Here is an 18,951-nt window from a genome sequence, read left to right as displayed (position 1 = left end):
CCTACCGTAAAACAGAGGAAGAGCGCCCGACGAGGGCGCCCTTCCCAGGGAAAGCAGAGACAGCGCAGCGCGCTACATGGAGAAGAAGCCGAACTGCGCCGCCACGTAGGCCACCAGGATGATCACCACGAGCACCGGGGCGACGTACTTGATCATGACGGTCCAGGCACCGGCCATCGAGAACTTGGAGGAGACGCGCACCTCGTCGATGATGGCCTGGGGCTTGATGATCCAGCCGACGAACACGCAGGTGAGCAGCGCCACGATGGGCATGAGCACCGAGTTGGAGAAGAAGTCGGCCAGGTCGAGCAGTGAAGAGCCCTCGCCGAGAGGCTCGATGAACGACAGCCCGTTGTAGCCCGCGTTCACGAGCGCGCCGGCGATGACCACGAAGGCGATGACGATGCCGAGGGCCTTGCCGCGCGTGCACTTCAGGCCGTCCTGCACGATGGACACGAGCGTCTCGGTGAGCGAGATGGCACTCGTGAGCGCCGCGAACAGCACGAGCAGGAAGAACAGGAAGCCGATGATGGTGGCCATGCCGCCCATGTCGACGAACACGGTGGGCAGGGTGATGAACATGAGCGAGGGGCCCGCCTTCGTGGCCACGGCCTCGCCCGAGCCCATGGCCACGAAGGCCGCGGACACGATGAGCAGGCCGGCGATGAAGGACACGCCCAGGTCGAAGCAGCCGATACGCGCCACCGAGGAGGTGAGGTTGTCCTGCTTGCGCATGTAGGAGCCGTAGGTGATCATGATGCCCATGGCCAAAGACAGGCTGTAGAACATCTGCCCCAACGCACCGATGACCAGCTCCGGCGAGAACTTGCTGAAGTCCGGGGTCAGGTAGTACAGGGCGCCGTCGATGGCGCCGGGCATGGTAAGCGTGTAGAGCGCGATGCCGACGGCCATGACGATAAGGGCCGGCATCATGAACAGGTTGGCCTTCTCGATGCCGCCCTTGACGCCGAGCGCCACCACGACGAACACGACGGCCATAAAGACGAGCATCCAGATATAGCTCTCGAAGCTCGAGGTGATGAACCCGCTAAAGAAGTCGCCGCCATCAGCAAGCGCCTCCGGGCCGTTGACCAGGTAAGCCGCCGTGTACTTGGTTACCCAGCCACCGATGATGCAGTAGTAGGGCGTGATGATGAAGGGCACCGCCGAGGCCAGCACGCCGATGAAGGCGTACTTCTTGCCGAAGCTCTTGAAGGCGCCGATGGCGGACTGCCCCGTCTTGCGGCCAAGCGCCGTCTCCAGCAGGAGCAGCGACACGCCGAAGGTGAAGACCAGCACCAGGTAGGTGAGCAGGAACGTGCCGCCGCCGTACTTGGCAGCCAGGTACGGGAAGCGCCACATGTTGCCCAGGCCCACCGCCGAGGCGGCTGCGGCCAGGATGAACGCCCACTTGCCAGACCAGCTGGCACGGGCGGGAGAATTCGTTTCCATAGTATCCCCTTCTCGAATTCCCCGGCGGAGACCGGCTCTCCCCGAGCCCGCAGCCTCCGCCGAAAACGTCCAATCGCTAACCGGGTGATTATACGCGCAGGCGCTTGCGTTGCCACGATGAGTTCGGGTGGCAGGCCGAACCGTCCGCGAGCGGGCGATCCGACGCGAGCTTGGAGAGGAGCACGGCGCGTCGGAAAGTGCGCTACAGCGCGCCCGCCTCCGAAAAAGGGCGTCGCTACCGCAAATACGGTCGGTTATGCACCCGCCGGAGCCGGCAGACGGCGGACTGAAGCGAGGCAGGCCGGCAAAATCCCAGGTCGCGAAAAGCGCCGACAGGGCTGTGGGCGCCGGGGCGAACTTATCGAGTGCAAAACCGCGCGAATTTGCAGAGAAGGGCCGCCATTCCAAGGTCGGCACGCAGCCAGCCCGAGCAGCGCATGGCCAGATACGAGCAGGCGCCCGCACGAGGGCGGGCGCCTGGCTAGAGGGAGAGACGCCGGGGAGGGGGATCCGGCAGCTCCCAGGGAGGGGCGTTAGAGACACATGCCGGGGAGATGCTCTGCGCTCCCCGGGAGACGGGCTACTCTGCCTTGGGGCGCAGCGGCAGGAACTTGAGGCCCAGGAGGAAGACGAGGACGGCGAGGGCGACGACGCCGGCGCACACGCCCCACTCGATGGGGGCCGGCCAGTAGACCATGCCCTGGTAGGCGCCGGCCATGCCGGACTCCCAGCTGGTGACGGTCATGGGGGTCACCGGGCCGGCCAGGTCGAGGGAGGGCAGCTGGAAGCCGCCCACGAGCAGCTGCACGCGCTTGCAGAGGATGGCCAGGACGGCGGCCGCGCTCGCCGCCACGAGCAGCGGGGTGGTGCGCAGGGAGGGCGTGAAGCAGACGACGGCCGCGGCCACGCAGAGCACGACCTCGCCCCAGAAGAAGGGCGCGAGCGGGCCGGACACGAGCATCTCAACGACCGCCAGGCCCTCGCCCCCGGGGAAGGCCTCCGTGAGCAGGTCGCAGCCGAAGAAGTAGAGGTCCACCACGACGAAGGCGCCGAGCAGCTTGGCGAGGCGCGCGAGCTGCGCCTGCTCGAGGGCCAGGTAGCCCGCGCGGCGCAGGGCGGCGGCCACGCAGATCACGAGGCCGGTGCCGCACACGAGGGCGGACGACACGAACCAGGGCGCGAGGAGCGCCGTGTGCCACATCTCGCGGCCCTGCTGCAGGCCGAAGATCCAGGCGGTGACACTGTGCACGAGCACGGCGCACACGAGCGCGACCACGCTGATGACGCGCAGGGCCGTGTGCGAGACCTTGCCGGCCTCGGCCCGCACCTGGGCCCAGAGGTAGGCGCAGGACAGGATCAGGTAGGTCGCCAGCACGATGATGTCCCACATGAGCGGCGAGCCCAGGTTGGAGTAGGCGAACAGCTCCCACACGCGCAGGGGCTGGCCCAGGTCGACCACCACGAAGCCGATCGCGGCCACCGTGGCCGCGATCGAGCTCATGACGGCCACCTTGGAGATGCCGCCGAAGCCCCTGATCCCGAAGGCCTTGGGCACCGACGAGATGATGAGGCCGCCGGCCGAGAGGCCCACGAAGAACATGAACATGGTGATGTAGAGGCCCCAGGAGTCCAGGTTGCGCATGGCGGTCTGCGCCATGCCGCCCGTGAGCTGCATGCCCCAGAGCACGATGCCGATCACGGTCAGGATGCCGGCGATCGCGATCCCCGCGTTGAGGCCCTTCCCGCCCCAGGCGGCCGCCCGGGCGCCGGCGGCCTCGCGCGCCTTGGGCGCCGCGGCCGGGTTGAAGTCGTCGTCTGCGACGGCGACGGATTCGAGTTCAGTCATGAGAAGTCTCCTTCGGAGGAGGCGCGCCCACGCAAGCCGCGGGCGCGCCGCGCGGTTACACCAGGTAGTACACGGAGGGGTTCGTGCCCTTCTCGGGCAGCAGCTGCTTCTTGCTGCGCGCGGCTATCATCTGAGACACCTCGCTCTGCGGGTCGTCCAGATCACCCCAGATGCGCGCACGGGCGGGGCAGGCGCCCACGCAGGCCGGCTCCTGGCCCTTCGCCACGCGCTGGTAGCACATGGTGCACTTCTCAACCGTGTGCTTCTGATGCGCGGGCACGTCCTCATCTCCCAGATCCATGCCCAGCATGAACTGGGGCTCCTCCCAGTTGAAGGAGCGCACGCCGGTGTAGGGGCAGGCGGCGACGCACATGCGGCAGCCGATGCACTTCTCCACGTCCTGACGCACGATGCCCGTCTCCGGGTCGCGGTAGGTGGCGCCCACCGGGCACACCTTGGCGCAGGCGGGGTTCTCGCAGTGCTGGCAGTTCACCGGCACGTACTCGATGGTCGAGTTCGGGAACTCCCCGGCGGGGATGTCCATCTCGGCCCCGCCGTCGGTGAGGATGCGGTTCCACCACATCTCGTCGGGCAGGTTGTTCTCTATCTTGCAGGCCACCGAGCAGGTATGGCACCCGATGCAGCGCTGCTGGTCAATGGCGAATCCGTAATGCATGGCTTGCTCCCTACTTCTTCCGGACGTCGACGCGGGTGTCGTAGAAATTGAAGGCGACGGACCACTCGTCGTGGTCGGGGTACGTCAGCTCCTGATAGCCGCCCTCGATGAACTGGTCACGCTGCCAGCCCTTCGGCATGCGGCTCACGCCCGCCGGCAGGCTCGGGTCGATGACGCACTCCACCACCATGTGGCCGCGGTCGTTGAACACCTCCACGACATCTCCCGACGCGATGCCGCGCTCCGCGGCGTCCGGCGCGCTGATCTTGTACACCGGCTTGGGGTCGAGCTCTTTGAGCAGCGGCGAGTTGAACCACTGAGAATGGGTGCGCCAGCGCGAGTGCTCCTGGTAGAACACGATGGGGAACTTCTTGGCCGCCTCGCTGTTCTCGGACACCTCGGCGGACTCCTGGTAGTACACCAGGTGCTCCTTGGGGAAGCGCGCCTTCACGTCCTGGCCGTAGGCCACGCGGGGCGCCGGCTTCTCGGTGTAGAGCTGCGCCAGGCCCGACTTGGTGGGGAACTTGGCGCGGCCGACGATGCCGGGCTTGCCGGGAATCACCGTCAGGTCGATGTAGCCCTCTTCGCGCAGGCGCTCAAGCGTGACGCCGGCCTTCTGGCAGGACTCGTTCTTGAGCAGCGCGGTGGCATAGGTCTCGAAGGTGGCGCTCTCAGGGAAGGCGGCCTCCAGGCCCATGGCGCGGCCGATGAGGCTGGCGATCTCCACGTCGTCCTTGGCCTCGTAGAGCGGCTCGATCACCTTGTCCTGATGCACGATGTAGGGCAGGTTGTGCGCCTTGCGGAAGTCCTCGTTCTCATAGAACGACGCGGCGGGCAGCACGATGTCGGCATGGCGGGCGGTGTCGGTCATCTCCATGTCCATCGCCAGGATGAAGTCGAGGTTGGGGATGATCTTGGTGAGGTAGTTGTTCTGGGCGGGCCAGTTGCTCACCGAGTTGGAGATGATGGAGACGAGCGCCTTCATCGGATACGGCTCGCCGTGAAGCTCCTGGGTCTCCACCACCTGGTGCAGCATGGTCATGGGGAAGGTGGTGGCCATGCCCTTGAAGCCCTTGGCAGCCCAGAGGCCCGTGAGGTTGAGCGAGAGCGCGGTGTTCAGGAAGATGCCCGTGAAGCCGGCGCCGTCGCGGCCGACCTGGCCGGTGAGGGACAGCAGGATGGCGATGGCCCAGCAGGACTGGTAGCCGTTGGCGTAGTGGTCCATGCCGAAGGAGATGTTGACGGACGCCGCCTTGGCGCCGGCCAGCTCCTCGGCCAGGTAGACGATGTCCTCCTCCTTCATGCCGCACACGCGGGCCGCGTCGGCCACGGTGTACTCATCGATGCGCTCCTTGAGCAGCGTGTAGGACGTGGTGCACGGGATGCCCTGCACGTCGAAGCGACCCTCGAGCGCGGGGCTTGCGGCCGCGCCGTAGAGCGCTGCGGCGCCGGAGGCCTCGTCCCACACGTAGGCCGGATCGTCCTCGCCCTCGGCCACGGCCTCGAAGTCGCTCTTGTGGAGCAGCAGGCCCGTGTCGTCGCGCACGAGGAAGGGCGCGGTGGAGCGCTTGGCGATGAACTCGTCATCCTGCAGGCCGTTGGCCAGGATGTGGTTGGCCATGGCCAGCGCCAGGTAGCCGTCGGTGGTGGGCTTGATGGCGAAGTACTCGTCGGACTTGTGCGCCGTGGCCGACTTCACCGGGTCGATGGTGATGATCTTGGTGCCCTGCTCCTTGGCGCGCTGCATCCAGCGCCAGTTCTGCGGCGTGGAGTGCACGGGGTTGGAGCCCCAGATGAAGATGTGGGAGGAGTCGAGCACGCTCTTGGCCTCGTTGGCGAAGTACATGAGGCCGGTGCCGAGCACGCGGTCGATGCCGTAGCCGGTGGACAGGTCGTTCATACCCGCGGGCTTCGAGACGCCGAGCATGCCGCCCAGGCGGTTGAAGATGCCGGTCTGGCCCTGGATCTCGCCGTAGTTGCCGGTGCCGAAGTCGAAGGCGATGGCCTTCGGGCCGTATTCGTCGATGATGGCCTGGAAATGCGAGGCGATGTCGCTGATAGCCTCGTCCCAGCTGATGCGCTCCCACTGGCCGGCGCCGCGCTCGGTGCCCTCCACGCGACGCATCGGGTACTTGATGCGCTCGGGGCTGTAGATGCGGTGCATGTAGGACATGCCGCGCAGGCAGCTGCCGCGGTACAGGTCCTCGCCGTAGTCGGCCGGCGTGAGCTTGACGAGCTTGCCGTCGCGCACGTGCGCCTGGTAGCGGCAGGACTGCATGCAGTTCGAGCGGCAGACGCCGTAGCCGACGACGTCAGCACCCGCGGGAGCCGCGGCGTCCTGAGCCGCCAGCGCCGTGAGCGCAGGCGTCGCGGCAGCCGTCACGGCAGCCGCACCGGCCACCGCGCCCGTCGCCTTGAGGAAGCTGCGGCGCGTGAGAGCGCGCTGCGGCACGTTCGATGTGGACATTTCTCCTCCTTGCGTGATCAGCGGAGAAGCCACCCTTCCCTCCCGGAGGGCGGACGCCGGGCCGTCGCCCGAGCGCCCATCGGCTGCTCTCCCCCTATCGTCTCCTGAGAATCGGCCGATCCTGATGGAGGGCATATTATCATAGTTAATTAGTTCAATGCAATCATTCTTTGACGATTTTATGACGAAAAAAAGCCTCGCCGTGAAATGCGACGAGGCTGTGTTAGCGCAACGTGATCAGAGCCGCGCCAGCGCAGGCCGGATGCGGCGCGGCGCGCGGGCGGGCGCAGGTTGGGCGCCCCCCTAGTCCTCCAGGATCTTGCCCAGGTCGAAGCCGTCGGCCAGGCCGCTGGGGACCAGCAGGATGCCGCGCCCCTCGCGCGCGCCCTCGTAGGCCAGGTTCATGGCGCGCAGCTTCATGGCCGCGGGCTTGCGCTCGTACACCTCGGCGGCCTCGACGAACATCTCGGAGATGTCCTTCTCCACCTCGGCCAGAATGGTGCGTGCATTGCGCTCGCGCTCCGCCTGGGCCTCCTTCGACAGCGCGTCCTCCAGCTCAGGCGGCACCTTCACGTCGCGAATCTCCACCGACATCACGGTGATGCCCCACTCCTCGCACTTAGCGCCCATGACCTCTTGCAGCTCGCGGTCGATCTGCTTGCGACGCAAGGAGAGATCAGCCAGGTTCACCTGGCCGATGGCGTCGCGCATGGCCGTCTGCGCGCTGCGCAGCACCGCCCGGGGGTAGTTCTCCACCTCCAGGCAGGCCTTCTGCGCGTCCCACACCATCCAGAACAGGATGGCGTCCACGTCCACCGGCACGAGATCGGCGGTGAGCGCAGCCTCGGCTGCGAACGACGAGTTCATGACGCGGGTATCCACGTGCATGGCGGCATAGTCGACAAGGGGCACCACCACGTAGGGCCCCGGCCCGGCGATGCGATGGAAGCGCCCGAGCCGAAGGATGGCCACGCGCTCCCACTGGGGCGCCACGCGCACCGCGCCGGCCAGCGCGAGCCCCACGAGCACCGCCACGACGGCCGTGAGCGCGCCGACCGACCCGACGACAGCCATCCAGGCCCCCGTCGCCACGCCCGCGCCCACGGCGAAGAGCGCGAGCGCAAACAGGTAGACGCCCACGCGCGTGGCCTCGTTGTCTGACACCTCGGTGGCCTCGACCGGCCGCGGCGGCTGCGCGGGCGCGCCGGCGCGCCTTCCCCTCAAGCTGAATCCCATGACGTCACCTTTCCGCTGCCCGAAGGCGGCTCTCCACCAGCTTCGCGATGTCCTCCCGCGGCACGCCCAGCTCGCGGCATTGGAGGATGAACGAGTCGGCGAGCGATTCGGCGGCGCTGCCCGCGGCCTGCTCCTGCTGGAGGTAGCCGTCGTGGGCGAAGGTGCCGCGCCCGCGCTGGGAGATGATGTAGCCGTCGCGCTCGATGTCCTGGTAGACGCGGCTGACGGTGTTGTAGTTGATGCCCAGGTCCACGGCCAGCTGGCGCATGGTGGGCAGCTTGTCGCCCGGGGCGAAGGCCCCCGACGTGATGAGGTAGATGAGGCGGTTGCGCAGCTGCAGCCAGATGGGGATGCCGCTGTCCTCGTCGATGGTCATGTGCATGAGGTTTTCCTGCTCTACCAAAACGCGCCCCTACCTGCCTTTCTCAGATGAAGCTCAACACGAGCGGAGCCATGACGGCCGCGGCCACCACGCACCAGCGCAGCGCCAGCCCGCCGACGAGCACACCGCAGGCCGACGCGAGCATAGCCGCCGACCGCGCGCGGCCGATGCGCCGCCCCGCGCCGTGCAGCCCCAGCGGAACGGCGATACCCGCTCCCACCACGCCGCTCCAGAACACAGGAGCGAGCGCGCCGGTAAGCAGCAGCGCGCAGGAGGCGCGCGCCCACTCCGTGGAGAGGCCCCGGCTGACCAAGAATAGCGCAAGCGCCGCCAGCTCGACATAGGCAAGCGTCCTACCGAGGTGCCAGAGGGCGCCTGCGGCGGCCTCGCGCGTGCGCTCGTCGAGCCCCGGGGCCGGAGCGAGCACGGCAGCCGCCACGGCAAGCGCCGTGCCGCAGGACAGCGACGAAGCCGCGAACAGCACGGTCAGCCACGGGGTGCGCCAGAAGTCGACGGCCACCGCGTCAGCCAGGAGCAGCGCCGAGTAGGCCATCACGCCCACTGCGGCGACGAGTCCCGCGATGACGCAGCCCCAAGCCGCAGCCGGGGTGCGTAGGCGAGGGACGAATCCCATGACGGCCACGGCTCCGCTCGTCGCGATAAGGGCGACCACGAGCCACGCGCCGACGGCCATCACCGTGCGTGGCGGCTGGATCAGGACGCGGGCCGCGGCATCGAGGCTTCCCAGGTCGGCCAGGAGCATGAGCGCCGCTGCCATGACGACAAGCGGGGCTAGCGCGAGGGCCGGCTGCACGCCGTGGACGACGACCCTCGTGCGCGACGTAGGGCGCCACGCGTCCCAGAGGCACGCACCGGCCGCCACCGCGAAGGCGCCCGCCCCCGTGCCGGCCAGAAAGAGATAGCCCACGATGAGCCCGCCGAAGACCACGCCCCTCCCCCTCTCGCGCTCGACGCCCACCTCGGCGCCTTCTCCGCGCGCACGGCCCCCTCGCCGGCGCTTCGCGGCCATTGTAGCATCTTTGTCATAGTCGAATAGTTCAAAGCGCCCGCGCGGCCACTCGGCGCGTGAACACCGTCCCTCAGCCAGCAGCCTGCGGGCACGCAGACCCCCAACACGCGGCCGTCCCGGCACCAAGGGTGACTGGGCGCCGGGGCGAGCCCCCCCAGGGACGCCCCGAGGACTCGCCGCCACTTCTCGGCGCGCCGATGGCACAGAATCGCAGTTTGGTACGGTTGAAGCCGCCCGACCCCGCAAGATGATCAGAGACGAAAAATCGCGACCTGGGGAAACGCAGCCGGATGCAGGCCCCGCCGGGCAAAACCGGCTCCTGCGGGAGCGTCGCACCGTACCAAACTGCGATTCCGTGCCATCCTGGGGCGAAAACGTGGCAGTGCGCGCCTGCCGTGTTACACCAGGCGCGCAGGATCAACGGCGGCGAGGTGGCCGTCGCGGGTCTCAAAGAGGCTCAGGCGCCGGTCGCGGCTCTCGTAGAGCAGCCAGAAGGCCGCAAGCGCGCCGGAGCGGCCCGGCGTCGTGCCGCACGCTGTGCGATCGGATGCCGCAGGATCCGCGACGACGCGCTCAGATGCCGCCCAGGGGCCGGCCGCGGCGCGCGCGTCCTCCCAGCCGGAGGCGGGCACGACGCAGGCCGCGATCGCCGGAGCAGGCGCGCATGCCTCCGCGTCACCCCACATCGAGCCCGCAGCAGCCGGCGCGGCGGCGCGGGTCGCGTAACGCGAGTAGTCCACGTAGCGTACGCCCATCAGCGCTCCCCTCCCTCTGGCACGCCACCCGATTCGGCGGGCGCTCCTCCCGCGCCAGGCGTCGGCGCGTCCTCGGCGAAGCACGGCCACGGCGCTCGCTCCCAGGCGTCGCCGCCGGCGAGCAGGCGTCCCACGACGCCCTCGTAGGCGACGCGCCAGAACACGAGCCCCTGGGCCGGCGCGTTCTCGCCGGCGGCCGAACGGTCGCGCGCGGCAAGCACCTCGGCCGTCCAGCCCGGATCACGGCGCCCAAGCCCCACCGCCACGAGCGTCCCCACCATGGTGCGTACCATGGAGTGCAGAAACGCGTTGCCGACGACGCGAACGACCACAACAGGCTCCCCCGCTACCTCGCCCGGCTCCACCGCCACCTCGCGCACGAACCGCGTGGTGGGCTTGCCCACGGCCGACGCAGCCAGGCAGAAGCTCTTGAAGTCATGCTCGCCCACCAGGTGAGCGGCTGCGGCGCGCATGGCGCCGAGGTCAAGCGGCTTGCCCACGACCCAAGCGCGCTCGGCGAACAGCACCGGCCGGAACGGCTCGGTGAACAGCAGGTAGCGATACTCGCGCTCCACCGCGTCGAAGCGCGCGGAGAACCCGCGCGGCGCAGCGACGACCCGACTCACGGCCATGCGGTCGTCCACGAGCGCGTTGAGGGAGCGCTGGAAGCTGCGCGCCGTGCGTCCGGCCAGCTCGGCGGCGTCGGCGTCGAAGCTCACCACCTGGCCGCGCGCGTGCACGCCGGCATCGGTGCGGCCAGCGCAGACGGTGGGCACCTCGCGGCGCAGCAGCACGGAGAGCGCCCGCTCCAGCTCTCCCTGCACGGTGAGCTGGCCCGGCTGACGCGCGAACCCGGCGAAGGGCGCGCCGTCATAGGCTACGGCCAGGGCGAACGAGGCGTCCCGCGGGCATGCGGCGGCACGCTCGGCGAGCGAGGGGCGCACCGGGGCACCCGATGCGACGCTATGGGCGGATGCGCGATCCGTCAAGGGATTCTCCTTCGTGACCTCCGCCCGAGGGGCGAAGGCAGCAGGCTGCGTTTCAGTGGTTCGTTAAGCTCAAGGCTTGCTCATTGTACCGCAAAGGAGCGCAGGCGAGGAAGTCCCCGCCTCTCGACGGGAAAACACGGCATCTCAGGGCGAGCGGAGCGCGCCGGCGTCCCAGAGGGGATCGACGAGATGCCGCCAGCCGGGCTTTTACCGTCCTCCACCCCGAGCGAGGCACCCGTAGGCGGCCCAGGACACGCAAGGCCCCCTCACGCCAGAGCGCGCCCCTCGAACCGGGGCCGCCGGCGGCGCCGGAGCGCCCTCCAAGCCACCCGGAACGCCCCTCCCAGCCGCCGTCAGCACGCCCGCGCGCGCCGCCATCAACCGCCCAGGATGGCGGCGACGGCTCCGCGGCCCGCCCCCACCTCGCCCCGTCGCCAAGTCACGCGGTAACGTGAGAGGGGGCCGCCGGCTCCCCGCCGGCGGCCCCCTCGCGATCAGCGTCTGACGACAGCGCCCCTAGGCGATCATCACGGATCGACCGAAGAGCTCCTGGATCTCCGAGCGCATCACCGCCGAACGGGCGTCTACCGTCACCGGCAGCTCAGCACGGAAGCGGCGGCCGTCGGCCTGGTTCACGAACAGCACCACGCCATCGCGTCCCGGGTAGGACTGGAGGATCCGATTGAGCCGCAGCGACTTCGTCTGGTTGAACTCGGCCGAGGACACGCGCAGCTCCAGGTGGGCGGGCAGCGCGTCCTCCTCCCGCAGCTCGATGGCCTCCATCTCGAAGGCCATGATCTGGCTGCCGCGGTCGTTGACCTCGAACTTGCCCTTCACCTTCACGATGGCGTCATCCTGGATGGCCGCGGCGTTCTCGTCGTACTTGAAGCAGATGCACTCCACGTGGCCCGTCGTATCCTCCAGCGTGAAGGTGGCCATCTTGGTGCCGCGCTTCGTCAGCTTGACCACCACGTTGGACACCATGCCCACGAACACGGCCGACTTGATCTCCTTGGTGCGCTCGGCCAGGTCGGCCAGGGCGAACTTCGTCATGCGAGAGAGCAGGCCCTCGTAGGGCTGCAGCGGATGCTCGGACACGTAGATGCCCATGATCTCCTTCTCGTAGGCCAGCTTCGTGCGCTTGTCCCACTCCACGCCGTCAGGATCGGGCACCTCCTCCTGGAAGCCCGAGTCGGCGTCGTCGGCGAACAGGTCGAACATCGACACCTGGCCGGCGTCGCGGTCCTTCTGGCGCTTGGCCGCGCCCTCGAGCAGCGGGGTGTCCTCCACGAAGTGCATCATCTGCTTGCGCGTGTAGCCGGTCGAGTCGAAGGCGCCGCCCTTGATGAGCGCCTCCAGGGTCTTGCGGTTGTAGGCCTTGGTGTCCACGCGGTTCACGAAGTCGTGCAGCGACGAGAACAGGCCGTTGGCCTCACGCTCGGCGATGATGGCGTCGGCCACGGACTGGCCCACGCCGCGCACGCCCACCAATCCGAAGCGAATGCCCTCCGCGACGGGGGTGAACTCCGCGCGCGACGAGTTGATGTCCGGGGGCAGCACCGGAGTGCCGTTGTGGTTGCAGCTGGAGATGTAGCGGATGAGCCGGTCGGTGTTGCCCATGTAGCTGGTGAGCACCGCGGCCATGAAGTCGTTCGGGTAGTGGGCCTTCAGGTAGGCCGTGCGCATCACCAGGATGGCGTAGGCGGCCGAGTGGGACTTGTTGAAGGCGTACTTCGCGAACTTCTCGGCGTCATCCCAGATGCGCTCGGCGATCTCCAGCGCGAAGCCGTTCTGCACCGCGCCGTTGTTCCAGTCCTCCTGGAGTTGGCGCATGACGTCGATCTTCTTCTTGCCCATGGCCTTGCGCAGCTTGTCGGCTTTGCCGGCGGAGAAGCCGGACATGGCCATGGACACCTGCATGATCTGCTCCTGGTAGACCATGGTGCCGAAGGTCTCCTCCAGGATGGGGCGCAAGCGATCGTCGTAGTAGTGGGCCGGCGTCTTGCCGCTGGCCACCTGGATGTAGTCCTCCACCATGCCGGACTCGAGCGGGCCTGGGCGGTTGAGCGCGATGGAGGCCACGACGTCGGAGAAGCGCGTGGGGGGCAGGCGCTTGAACAGGCTCACGTACAGCGCGCCCTCCACCTGGAACAGGCCGTCCATGTTGCCCGACTGCATGAGCTTGAAGGCCAGCTCGTCGTCGGTGGGAATCTCCTCGGGGATGATCTTGTCGCCCGCGCGCTCCTCGATGTTGCGGCACGCAATGGAGAGCACGTCCAAAGTGCGCAGGCCCAGGAAGTCCATCTTCAGCAGGCCCAGGTCGGGCGTGTAGTGGCCGTCGTACTGGGTGATGATGCCACCGCCCTTGGTGTCGCGCTTCATGGGCACGTGGTCGCTCATGGGATCGCGGCAGATGATGGTGGCGCAGGCATGCACGCCCTCGCCGCGCACATGGCCCTCGATGGAGCGAGCCGCGTCGATGATGGTCTTCACGTCCGGGTCGGTGTCGTAGGCCTTCTTGAGGTCGGGGTTGGTGTCGAGGGCCTTGTCGATGGTGATGCCCAGCTCATCGCCGATCATCTTGCAGATGCGGTCGCCCAGGCCGTAGGCGGCCTTGCGGGCGTCGTCGGCGGAGAGCCCGGCGCCCAGCTGCAGGGTGCCCGAGAGCACGCGGGCCGTGTCGCGCACGGCGTTCTTGGCCTGGAGCGTGCCGAAGGTGATCACCTGGGACACGTGATCCTCGCCGTAGACGTCCTTGATGTGCTGGATCACCTCTTCGCGACGACCCTGCTCGAAGTCGACGTCGATATCGGGCATCTCCACGCGCTCAGGCGAGAGGAAGCGCTCGAACAGCAAGCCGTTGCTCAGCGGATCGAGGTCGGTGATGCCCATGGCGTAGGCCACGATGGCGCCAGCGGCCGAGCCACGGCCAGGCCCCACGCCGATGCCCTGGGAGCGGGCCCACTCGATGTACTCCTGCACGATGAGGAAGTACGCCGGGAAGCCCTGCTGGATGATGATGCCCATCTCGTAGTCGGCACGTTCCTGAGCCTCGGCGGGCACCGGGTCGCCATAGCGCTTGACGAGGCCCTCTTGCACGCGCTTGCGGAACCACGACTCCTCGGTCTCGCCCTCGGGCAGGGGAAAGCGCGGCAGAATGGAGTCGCGCTCGAGCACCACGTCGCACTTCGCAGCCAGCTCCACGGTGTTGTCGCAGGCCTCGGGGAAGTCGGCGAGCGCCGCGCGCATCTCCTCCTCGGTCTTCATGTAGAACTGGTCGTTCTCGAACTTCATGCGCTTCTCGTCGTTGATGAGGGAGCCGGTGCCGATGCACAGCATGATGTCCTGGGCGCGCGCGTCTTCCTTGGTGAGGTAGTGGAAGTCGTTGGTGGCGATGGTCTTGAGGCCGGCCTCGTGGGCCACGCGGGTGAGTTGGTGGTTCAGCTCGTTCTGGGTGAGGCCCGCGTCGGTGCGCAGGCCTTGGTCCTGCAGCTCGATGTAGAAGTCGCCCTCGTCGAAGCAGCTGGCGAACTTCCGGGCCCACTCGACGGCGTCCTCGAAGCGGCGGTCGTCGAGCAGCTTGGGGATGATGCCGGCGATGCAGGCCGACGAGCCGATGATGCCGTGGCCGTACTTCTGCAGCATGGAGAAGGTGGTGCGCGGCTTGTAGTAGAAGTTGTCCACGTGGGACTCGCTCACGAGCTTCAGCAGGTTGTGGTAGCCCTCGTTGTTTTTCGCCAGCAGCAGCAGGTGGTAGAGCCGGGGCTTCACGTCCTTGCGCAGGGACTCGTCGGTGGTGAAGTACACCTCGCAGCCGAAGATGGGCTTCACGCGCTTGCCCGTCTCGGCCTCCACCGCGTCGCAGGCGTCGGAGAGCTCCACCATGCCGGACATGACGCCGTGGTCGGTGACGGCCACCGCCGGCATGTCCAGCTCGGCGGCGCGCCGCACCATGTCCTTGATGTGCGTGAGGCCGTCGAGCAGGGAGTACTCGGTATGGTTGTGCAAGTGGACGAATGCCATGGATGCGCCTCGCAGGTGATCAGGGCGCCGGGATGCGTTTGGAGGAGATGTGGCGCAGGGGGATTTTTCGGTAAGCCATGATACCAGCAAAGCCGCTCCCCCGCCCCCGAACAAACCATGGAGATTGGACGAAACCAGAGGGGCCTGCGGGTCGGGCACCTGCGGCCCGGAGCCTACAGCAGGCACTCCCAGGTCTTCAGCGTCTGGATGCGGCAGAAGTCGACGAAGGGAGCGAGCTCGCCTTCCTGGTGAAAGGCGTCCAGAGCGCCGAAATAGGCAAGGCGGTCATCGGCGCTGATGGTGCAGGGAGCGCTTCCCAGCCTCAGAAGGACGTAGTTCATGAGCAGTCTCGCCGTGCGACCGTTGCCGTCGGCAAAGGGGTGGATGTCGACCAGCTGCGCATGAAGGTACGCGGCAATGGTCAAGGCGTTCCTCTCGCCGCCCTCAGATAGCAGAGCATCCCGCACCTCGGTCACCAGGGCGCCAACCAGCTCCGGAACCTCATCAGGCGCCGCTCCCACGTCATCGGCCACGCGGTAGTCGCCCCTCTTGAAGACTCCCGGCCGCTCGCCCTTGGCCCAGCGGTCATCGTCGTAGGTGCCGCGCGTGAGAACGAGGTGAGCCGAGAGCACGAGCTCCTCGTCGAAGGCCGCATCGCTGGCAAGCGCGTCCTCAAGCCATGTCCAAGCGTTCTTGAGGTTGTTTATCTCATAGATGGTCCGCACGTCCCCCGTGAAGTTGGACACGCCGCTTTCGTCGAATATCTCAGCGGTGTCGTGATAGGTGATCTCGGGGTTTTCGATGTTGCCGGAGTTGAAGGAGCAGGAGACCTTGAACTGATCGAGCAGAAGGGCGCGCCGGTCAGCATCGATGCCGCACCAGGCATTCAAGAGGCCCTCATAGGCCGATTTCAGGGCGTCGCCGGCCATGGGCGTCAAGCCTCCTCGAGATAGTCGGCGAGGCGGGGGCGTCCGAGAGAGCGCTCCCGCGAGGGCCGCGGAGGATTGCTCACCATGCGAATATCGCCGTGCTTGAGCGCCGCGTCCAGCGAGCCGTAATGGGCGATATGACGCAGCAGCTGATCATCGGTATAGAGACGATTCTCGCCGTCTTCCCAAAGCCGCACAGGCATCACTCTCCTTTCCCGCTCCCGCTCTTTCTCGACCAGATGATTCTAGCACGAGATGCCGACAGCCCCGCGCCTCTGTGCGAGAGCCGTACAGAACTCAAAGGGGGCGCCCCGGTTGGGACGCCCCCTTCAAACAGGCTCTTTCGGAAAAGAGTATTACTGGGCGGCCTCGCTTGCCACCTTGAGCTGCAGGTCGTACCACGCCATGTGGTTCTGGCAGTTCTCCAGGGCCACGCGGGCCTGCTCGGTGTCCTGGCCCTCCAGATCCTCGATCTGCTGGCGCAGGGCCTCGGCCTTCTCCTTGACCTCCTCGACGTCAAGCGTGTCGAGGTCGGTGCCGAAGCGGCCGAGCACCGTCAGCGTGTCACGGTACACCTGAGCGGCACCCTCGTAGAGCAGGAAGCGGCGCCGATCGTTGCCGGCTTCATCCAGCCAGAGGGTCAGCACGCCCTGCTTGTCCGCGGACACGAGCATCTCGTGCCCCGGCAGGACGCCGTAGCCGCCTTCCGCGCCGGGAACCGACGCGTAGTGGATCTCACCGGAGAACAGCTCGCGGGTGGGAATGGCCACCGTGCAGCGAAGGGTTGCCATGCTTACTCATCCTTCTGCATCGCGTCGTAGGCCGCGTAGACATCCTCGATGGGGCCCTTGTTCACGAAGCACTGCTCGGGGATGTGGTCGCACTTGCCGTCGAGGATCTCGGCGAAGGAGCGCACCGTGTCCTCCACGCGGACGTAGACACCCGGCACGCCGGTGAAGACCTCGGCCACGTGGAACGGCTGGCCCAGGAACTTCTGGATCTTGCGGGCGCGGTTGACGGTGAGCTTCTGCTCCTCCGACAGCTCGTCCATGCCGAGGATGGCGATGATGTCCTGCAGGTCCTTGTACTGCTGCAGGATCTGCTGCACGCCCACGGCCACGCGGTAGTGCTCCTCGCCGACGATCTCGGGGTCGAGGGCGCGGGAGGTGGACTCCAGCGGGTCGACGGCGGGGTAGATGCCCAGCTCGGCAATGCCGCGGGAGAGAACCGTCTTGGCGTCCAGGTGGGTGAACGTGGTGGCCGGCGCGGGGTCGGTCAGGTCGTCAGCGGGAACGTAGACGGCCTGCACCGAGGTGATGGAGCCCGTGGTGGTGGAGCAGATGCGCTCCTGCAGGTCGCCCATCTCGGTGGCCAGCGTCGGCTGGTAGCCCACGGCAGAGGGCATGCGGCCGAGCAGGGCCGACACCTCGGAGCCCGCCTGGGTGAAGCGGAAGATGTTGTCGATGAACAGCAGCACGTCCTGGCCCTGATCGCGGAAGTACTCCGCCTCGGTCAGGCCGGCCAGGCCCACGCGCAGACGGGCTCCCGGAGGCTCGTTCATCTGACCGTACACGAGGCAGGTCTTGTTGATGACGCCCGACTCCTCCATCTCCAGGTAGAGGTCGGTGCCCTCACGGGTGCGCTCGCCCACGCCCGTGAACACCGACGTGCCGCCGTGCTCCTGGGCCAGGTTGTTGATGAGCTCCTGGATGGTAACGGTCTTGCCGACGCCAGCGCCGCCGAACAGGCCCGTCTTACCGCCCTTGACGTAGGGCTCGATCAGGTCGACGACCTTGATGCCGGTCTCGAACGTCTCGGTGGTGGTGATGAGCGTGTCGAACGCGGGCGCGGGATGGTGGATGGGCATCCACTCCACGTCGGTGGGCATGGGCTTGCCGTCGACGGGCTCGCCCAGCACGTTCCAGATGCGGCCGAGGGTCGCCTGACCCACGGGCATCATGATGGGAGCGCCCGTGTCCACGGCGTCCATGCCGCGCACCATGCCGTCGGTCGAGCTCATGGCAACCGTGCGGACCAGATCGCCGGGAAGCTGCGTCTGAACCTCGAGCACGGTGCTGACCTCGCCCATCGGGGTAGTAGCTTTCACGGTCAAGGCGTTGTAGATGGCCGGCATGGCGTCCGGCGGGAACTCAACGTCTACAACAGCGCCGACGATGCGGACGATCCGCCCCGTAGCGCCCTGCTTGGCCGCTCCTTTTTCGATAGTTTCAGCCATTTATTCCTCCAAAGCTGCGGCGCCGCCAACGATCTCGGTGATCTCGGTGGTGATCGCGCCCTGGCGCACGCGGTTGTACACGCGGGTCAGGGTGGAGACCATCTCGTTAGCGTTGTCGGTAGCCGACTTCATTGCGTTGCGGCGAGCGCCTTGTTCGCCCGCAGCGGAATCGAGAAGTGCGAAGTAGAAGGCGTTGCGCAGGTAGGCCTGCATCAGGTACCGCATGACGGACTCCGCATCCGGCTCGAAGTCGAGGTCTCCCGGAGGGATGGTGTCATCCTTCTCGCGGAAGCTCGCGAAGACGTCCTCCTCCTTGGGCTTGAGGCCCAAAAGGTCAGCGTAGGACTGCTGGTTCACGGGCAGCACCTGCTGCTCGACCAGGCGCTGCTCAGCGGCGTTCTTCGCGTGGTTGTACACGATGATCGCCTCGTCGAGCGTGCCCTCGCGGTAGCCCTCGGCCAGGTAAGCGGAGATCTGGGCCGCCTCCTCGTAGGTGGGGTCGGCGGAAAGCCCCTGGAACTCCATCACCGGCTTGATGTTGCGGTAGCTGAAATAGCCCAGGGCCTTCTTGCCGCACGCAACAACCTCGACCTCGACGCCCTGGCGCTCCTTCTCGCGGATGAGCTTCTCGGCGTGGCGCAGCACGTTGCTGTTGAAGCCGCCGGCCAGGCCGCGGTCAGAGGTGACCACGACCACCAGCGCGCGCTTGACCTCGTCATGAACCTGGAGCAGGGGCTCGGAGTCCATCGGGGCGTGCTTCGCCGCGTTGATGAGCATGTCCGAGACGGCCATGGCCCAGGGCAGCGCGTCGTTCACCCGCTCGGTGGCCCGGCGGATCTTCGCAGCCGCGACCATCTCCATGGTGCGCGTGATCTGCTTCGTCGAGGCGACGGAGTTGATTCGCCGTTCTATGTCGTGAAGGTTGGGCAT

Annotated in this window: 14 protein-coding genes and 1 pseudogene; all 15 read right to left on the bottom strand. The window is 67.4% G+C overall.

Annotated features, from left to right (window positions below; genetic code table 11):
- Nucleotides 1-72: 72 nt before the first annotated feature.
- Nucleotides 73-1,452 (bottom strand): sodium-dependent transporter, encoded by a 1,380-nt coding sequence (locus AC6I0Y_RS03845; protein WP_497733206.1) that lies wholly within the window; start codon nucleotides 1,450-1,452, stop codon nucleotides 73-75.
- A gap of 580 nt (nucleotides 1,453-2,032) precedes the next feature.
- The gene (nrfD, locus tag AC6I0Y_RS03840) at nucleotides 2,033-3,298 is read right to left on the bottom strand and encodes an NrfD/PsrC family molybdoenzyme membrane anchor subunit (protein WP_497733204.1); all 1,266 of its coding nucleotides are present in this window, start codon (nucleotides 3,296-3,298) and stop codon (nucleotides 2,033-2,035) included.
- Nucleotides 3,299-3,353: 55 nt separating this feature from the next.
- Complete coding sequence (locus AC6I0Y_RS03835; RefSeq protein WP_160708011.1) at nucleotides 3,354-3,974, bottom strand: 4Fe-4S dicluster domain-containing protein; 621 nt, start codon at nucleotides 3,972-3,974, stop codon at nucleotides 3,354-3,356.
- Nucleotides 3,975-3,984: 10 nt separating this feature from the next.
- Nucleotides 3,985-6,441: a molybdopterin-containing oxidoreductase family protein gene (locus AC6I0Y_RS03830; RefSeq protein WP_160708013.1), complete on the bottom strand. Its 2,457-nt coding sequence runs from the start codon at nucleotides 6,439-6,441 to the stop codon at nucleotides 3,985-3,987.
- Between the two features lie 303 nt (nucleotides 6,442-6,744).
- The gene (locus AC6I0Y_RS03825; protein WP_497733202.1) at nucleotides 6,745-7,677 is read right to left on the bottom strand and encodes a slipin family protein; all 933 of its coding nucleotides are present in this window, start codon (nucleotides 7,675-7,677) and stop codon (nucleotides 6,745-6,747) included.
- Nucleotides 7,678-7,681: 4 nt separating this feature from the next.
- Nucleotides 7,682-8,080, bottom strand: a complete 399-nt coding sequence (locus AC6I0Y_RS03820) for a GntR family transcriptional regulator (RefSeq protein WP_497733200.1) — start codon at nucleotides 8,078-8,080, stop codon at nucleotides 7,682-7,684.
- 22 nt (nucleotides 8,081-8,102) lie between these two features.
- On the bottom strand, nucleotides 8,103-9,038 hold the full coding sequence (gene nrfD / locus AC6I0Y_RS03815) for an NrfD/PsrC family molybdoenzyme membrane anchor subunit (RefSeq protein ID WP_497733198.1): 936 nt from the start codon (nucleotides 9,036-9,038) through the stop codon (nucleotides 8,103-8,105).
- 449 nt (nucleotides 9,039-9,487) lie between these two features.
- Complete coding sequence (locus tag AC6I0Y_RS03810; RefSeq protein ID WP_497733196.1) at nucleotides 9,488-9,844, bottom strand: hypothetical protein; 357 nt, start codon at nucleotides 9,842-9,844, stop codon at nucleotides 9,488-9,490.
- A complete protein-coding gene (gene truA / locus AC6I0Y_RS03805) occupies nucleotides 9,844-10,833 on the bottom strand; it encodes a tRNA pseudouridine(38-40) synthase TruA (RefSeq protein WP_497733194.1) in 990 nt (329 codons plus the stop codon). Before truA ends, AC6I0Y_RS03810 begins: the two co-directional genes overlap by 1 nt.
- 516 nt (nucleotides 10,834-11,349) lie before the next feature.
- A complete protein-coding gene (gene dnaE / locus AC6I0Y_RS03800; protein WP_497733192.1) occupies nucleotides 11,350-14,856 on the bottom strand; it encodes a DNA polymerase III subunit alpha in 3,507 nt (1,168 codons plus the stop codon).
- A 338-nt stretch (nucleotides 14,857-15,194) separates the two neighbouring features.
- Nucleotides 15,195-15,785: pseudogene (locus AC6I0Y_RS03795) on the bottom strand (Fic family protein); the annotation flags it as partial.
- Between the two features lie 5 nt (nucleotides 15,786-15,790).
- Nucleotides 15,791-15,988, bottom strand: coding sequence for a hypothetical protein (locus tag AC6I0Y_RS03790; protein WP_497733190.1), 198 nt, complete (start codon nucleotides 15,986-15,988; stop codon nucleotides 15,791-15,793).
- A 153-nt stretch (nucleotides 15,989-16,141) separates the two neighbouring features.
- Entirely contained in the window at nucleotides 16,142-16,576 is a 435-nt protein-coding gene (locus AC6I0Y_RS03785) for a FoF1 ATP synthase subunit delta/epsilon (protein WP_160708031.1), read from the bottom strand.
- Nucleotides 16,577-16,578: 2 nt separating this feature from the next.
- Nucleotides 16,579-18,021: a F0F1 ATP synthase subunit beta gene (gene atpD, locus AC6I0Y_RS03780; RefSeq protein ID WP_160708033.1), complete on the bottom strand. Its 1,443-nt coding sequence runs from the start codon at nucleotides 18,019-18,021 to the stop codon at nucleotides 16,579-16,581.
- On the bottom strand, nucleotides 18,022-18,951 hold the full coding sequence (gene atpG / locus AC6I0Y_RS03775; RefSeq protein ID WP_160708035.1) for an ATP synthase F1 subunit gamma: 930 nt from the start codon (nucleotides 18,949-18,951) through the stop codon (nucleotides 18,022-18,024).

This window comes from Adlercreutzia sp. St.1H8, from assembly GCF_059728655.1.
Note: the sequence above shows the minus strand (reverse complement) of the source record. Positions and strands in the feature narration are given on the sequence as shown.

Bases quoted from the DNA above. Each gene is read 5' to 3' on its own strand.
- AC6I0Y_RS03845 (WP_497733206.1), bottom strand. From the start codon at position 1,452: ATGGAAACGAATTCTCCCGCCCGTGCCAGCTGGTCTGGCAAGTGGGCG.
- nrfD (WP_497733204.1), bottom strand. From the start codon at position 3,298: ATGACTGAACTCGAATCCGTCGCCGTCGCAGACGACGACTTCAACCCG.
- AC6I0Y_RS03835 (WP_160708011.1), bottom strand. From the start codon at position 3,974: ATGCATTACGGATTCGCCATTGACCAGCAGCGCTGCATCGGGTGCCAT.
- AC6I0Y_RS03830 (WP_160708013.1), bottom strand. From the start codon at position 6,441: ATGTCCACATCGAACGTGCCGCAGCGCGCTCTCACGCGCCGCAGCTTC.
- AC6I0Y_RS03825 (WP_497733202.1), bottom strand. From the start codon at position 7,677: ATGGGATTCAGCTTGAGGGGAAGGCGCGCCGGCGCGCCCGCGCAGCCG.
- AC6I0Y_RS03810 (WP_497733196.1), bottom strand. From the start codon at position 9,844: ATGGGCGTACGCTACGTGGACTACTCGCGTTACGCGACCCGCGCCGCC.
- dnaE (WP_497733192.1), bottom strand. From the start codon at position 14,856: ATGGCATTCGTCCACTTGCACAACCATACCGAGTACTCCCTGCTCGAC.
- AC6I0Y_RS03790 (WP_497733190.1), bottom strand. From the start codon at position 15,988: ATGCCTGTGCGGCTTTGGGAAGACGGCGAGAATCGTCTCTATACCGAT.
- AC6I0Y_RS03785 (WP_160708031.1), bottom strand. From the start codon at position 16,576: ATGGCAACCCTTCGCTGCACGGTGGCCATTCCCACCCGCGAGCTGTTC.
- atpD (WP_160708033.1), bottom strand. From the start codon at position 18,021: ATGGCTGAAACTATCGAAAAAGGAGCGGCCAAGCAGGGCGCTACGGGG.
- atpG (WP_160708035.1), bottom strand. From the start codon at position 18,951: ATGCCCAACCTTCACGACATAGAACGGCGAATCAACTCCGTCGCCTCG.